Here is a 304-nt window from a genome sequence, read left to right as displayed (position 1 = left end):
GCTTGTTGGTGACGAAGATGCGGACGCGGTCGCCTTCGACGGCCTCGATCGTCGGGCCGGGCGACTGTCCGTTGTAACCCCATAAATATGCGGTCATGCCGTCGGCCATCTCGCGCTCGACCGGTTCGGCGACGAGGTGGAACTCCTTGACGCCGTTGTTCATCCGGTGAGGCAGGGTCCAGCCGTTGAGGGTGACCACCGGCTGGTAGTCCGGACCCGAGGCCGGGTGGAGCGGCGGCTGCATGTCGGCCGATGCCATTGTCGGGGCGTCGGGCAGACCCATCGCCGATGTCTTTGTCCAGGC

The 304-nt window shown here is 66.1% G+C and carries 1 protein-coding gene; it reads right to left on the bottom strand.

Going from position 1 to position 304, the window contains the following annotated elements:
* The coding region (locus BN1800_RS39860) for a multicopper oxidase domain-containing protein (RefSeq protein ID WP_179214045.1) at window positions 1–304 on the bottom strand (304 nt) is incomplete at both ends.

Origin of the sequence: Rhizobium sullae (assembly GCF_900169785.1) — a bacterium.
GTDB lineage: Bacteria > Pseudomonadota > Alphaproteobacteria > Rhizobiales > Rhizobiaceae > Rhizobium > Rhizobium sullae.
The sequence above is the reverse complement of the archived record's forward strand: the minus strand, read 5'-3'. Positions and strand labels throughout refer to the sequence as shown.